This window comes from Allobosea sp. GW821-FHT03A12 (assembly GCF_058986765.1).
Map to the genome: position 1 here is coordinate 2,501 of NZ_JBYSVZ010000020.1, position 3,142 is coordinate 5,642.

At 55.2% G+C, this 3,142-nt stretch carries 1 tRNA gene and 2 rRNA genes (1 of these 3 only partly in view); all 3 read left to right on the forward strand.

Annotated elements, in window-relative coordinates:
- Positions 1 to 2,768 (forward strand): 23S ribosomal RNA (locus tag AC3WLC_RS32030); it begins 37 nt to the left of the window's first position.
- A gap of 98 nt (positions 2,769 to 2,866) precedes the next feature.
- Positions 2,867 to 2,981: ribosomal RNA gene (gene rrf, locus AC3WLC_RS32035) — 5S ribosomal RNA — on the forward strand.
- Between the two features lie 84 nt (positions 2,982 to 3,065).
- Positions 3,066 to 3,142 (forward strand) — tRNA-Met (locus AC3WLC_RS32040).

A 3,142-nucleotide genomic window follows, 5' to 3' on the forward strand; every position in this document is an offset into this window, starting at 1 on the left:
CGCTGAGAGGCGATGAAGGACGTGATACGCTGCGATAAGCCGTGGGGAGCTGCGAATGAGCTTTGATCCGCGGATTTCCGAATGGGGAAACCCACCTTCGATCTCTGTTATTCCAAGGACAGGCTTCGGTCTGTCTTTGAGCTAACAGAGATCACAAGAAGGTATTGAACTCTGAATACATAGGGGTTCAAAGCTAACCCAGGGAACTGAAACATCTAAGTACCTGGAGGAAAGGACATCAACGAGACTCCGTTAGTAGTGGCGAGCGAACGCGGACCAGGCCAGTGCTCGACTGTGCGTTACCGGAAGTGGTTGGGAAACCACGCATCAATGGGTGATAGCCCCGTACGGATCTGCAAGCAGTTGAGACATGAGTAAGGCGGGACACGTGAAATCCTGTCTGAACGTGGGGGGACCACCCTCCAAGCCTAAGTACTCCTCAGCGACCGATAGTGAACAAGTACCGTGAGGGAAAGGTGAAAAGCACCCCGACGAGGGGAGTGAAATAGCACCTGAAACCGAATGCTTACAAACAGTGGGAGCTCAAGGTTCGTCCTGGGTGACCGCGTACCTTTTGTATAATGGGTCAGCGACTTAGTCTGACGAGCAAGCTTAAGCCGCTAGGCGTAGGCGCAGCGAAAGCGAGTCTGAACAGGGCGTTCAGTTCGTCGGATTAGACCCGAAACCGGGTGATCTAGCCATGAGCAGGTTGAAGGTAAGGTAACACTTACTGGAGGACCGAACCGGTGCCTGTTGAAAAAGTCTCGGATGACTTGTGGCTAGGGGTGAAAGGCCAATCAAACTCGGAAATAGCTGGTTCTCCGCGAAAGCTATTTAGGTAGCGCCTCGCGTGAATACTCTCGGGGGTAGAGCACTGGATGGGTGCGGGGTACTTACCGTATTACCAAACCTAACCAAACTCCGAATACCGAGAAGTACTGCGCGGGAGACACACGGCGGGTGCTAACGTCCGTCGTGGAGAGGGAAACAACCCTGACTTACAGCTAAGGCCCCCAATTCGTGGCTAAGTGTGAAAGGATGTGGGAATCCCAAAACAACCAGGAGGTTGGCTTAGAAGCAGCCATCCTTTAAAGAAAGCGTAACAGCTCACTGGTCTAAACAAGGGTTCCTGCGCCGAAAATGTATCGGGGCTCAAGCCACGAGCCGAAGCTTAAGGTTTGCACTTTGTGCAAGCGGTAGCGGAGCGTTCCATAAGCCAACGAAGGGAGACCCGTGAGGGCTCCTGGAGGTATTGGAAGTGCGAATGCTGACATGAGTAACGACAAACAGTGTGAAAGACACTGTCGCCGAAAGTCCAAGGGTTCCTGCGTAAAGTTAATCTCCGCAGGGTTAGCCGGCCCCTAAGGCGAGGCCGAAAGGCGTAGTCGATGGGAATGCGGTGAATATTCCGCAGCCAGTTGGTAGTGACGGATCGCGTACGCTGTCAGGTCTTATTGGATTGACCTGGCTTCCAAGCGGTTCCTGGAAATAGCTCCAACATCAGACCGTACCCGAAACCGACACAGGTGGACTGGTAGAGTATACCAAGGCGCTTGAGAGAACTATGCTGAAGGAACTCGGCAATTTACCTCCGTAACTTCGGGATAAGGAGGCCCAGTGCTTAGGCAACTAGGCATTGGGGGCACAGACCAGGGGGTAGCGACTGTTTAACTAAAACACAGGGCTCTGCGAAATCGTAAGATGACGTATAGGGTCTGACGCCTGCCCGGTGCCGGAAGGTTAAAAGGAGGTGTGCAAGCACCGAATTGAAGCCCCGGTAAACGGCGGCCGTAACTATAACGGTCCTAAGGTAGCGAAATTCCTTGTCGGGTAAGTTCCGACCTGCACGAATGGCGTAACGACTTCCCCGCTGTCTCCAGCATAGACTCAGTGAAATTGAATTCCCCGTGAAGATGCGGGGTTCCTGCGGTCAGACGGAAAGACCCCGTGCACCTTTACTGCAGCTTTGCGCTGGCATTCGTGTCGGCATGTGTAGGATAGGTGGTAGACTTTGAAGCCGGGGCGCCAGCTCTGGTGGAGTCATCCTTGAAATACCACCCTTATCGTCATGGATGTCTAACCGCGACCCGTCATCCGGGTCCGAGACAGCGCATGGCAGGCAGTTTGACTGGGGCGGTCGCCTCCCAAAGAGTAACGGAGGCGTGCGAAGGTGGGCTCAGAGCGGTCGGAAATCGCTCGTTGAGTGCAATGGCATAAGCCTGCCTGACTGCGAGACTGACAAGTCGAGCAGAGTCGAAAGACGGCCATAGTGATCCGGTGGTCCCGCGTGGAAGGGCCATCGCTCAACGGATAAAAGGTACGCCGGGGATAACAGGCTGATGATTCCCAAGAGTCCATATCGACGGAATCGTTTGGCACCTCGATGTCGGCTCATCACATCCTGGGGCTGGAGAAGGTCCCAAGGGTTCGGCTGTTCGCCGATTAAAGTGGTACGTGAGCTGGGTTCAGAACGTCGTGAGACAGTTCGGTCCCTATCTGCCGTGGGTGTAGGAGAATTGAGAGGATCTGCCCTTAGTACGAGAGGACCGGGGTGGACGTACCTCTGGTGGACCTGTTGTGGCGCCAGCCGCAGTGCAGGGTAGCTATGTACGGTCGGGATAACCGCTGAATGCATCTAAGCGGGAAACCCACCTCAAAACGAGTTCTCCCTTGAGAGCCGTGGAAGACGACCACGTTGATAGGCCGGGTGTGTAAGCAGGGTAACCTGCTCAGCTTACCGGTACTAATTGCTCGATCGGCTTGATCGTTCTCATGATCAATGTCCGCGACACCAACACAAAACGCGACAACAACGGCGCCACAAGCGCCGCACGGAAAGACCAGTGCTTGCCATATCCTTCGCCGGCCCGGTGGCTTGAGCGAGGAGCCAGAACCCGATCCCATCCCGAACTCGGCCGTTAAACTCCTCAGCGCTGATGGTACTGTGTCTCAAGACCCGGGAGAGTAGGTCGTTGCCGGGCCTGTCAAGGATATCCCCTCTTCATATGACTTCCAGCGCGCGGCGCAGGGTGCCCAACCGCACCCCGCGCCGCGTTGCCGTTTATCGCGGGGTGGAGCAGCCCGGTAGCTCGTCAGGCTCATAACCTGAAGGTCGTCAGTTCAAATCTGGCCCCCGCAACCA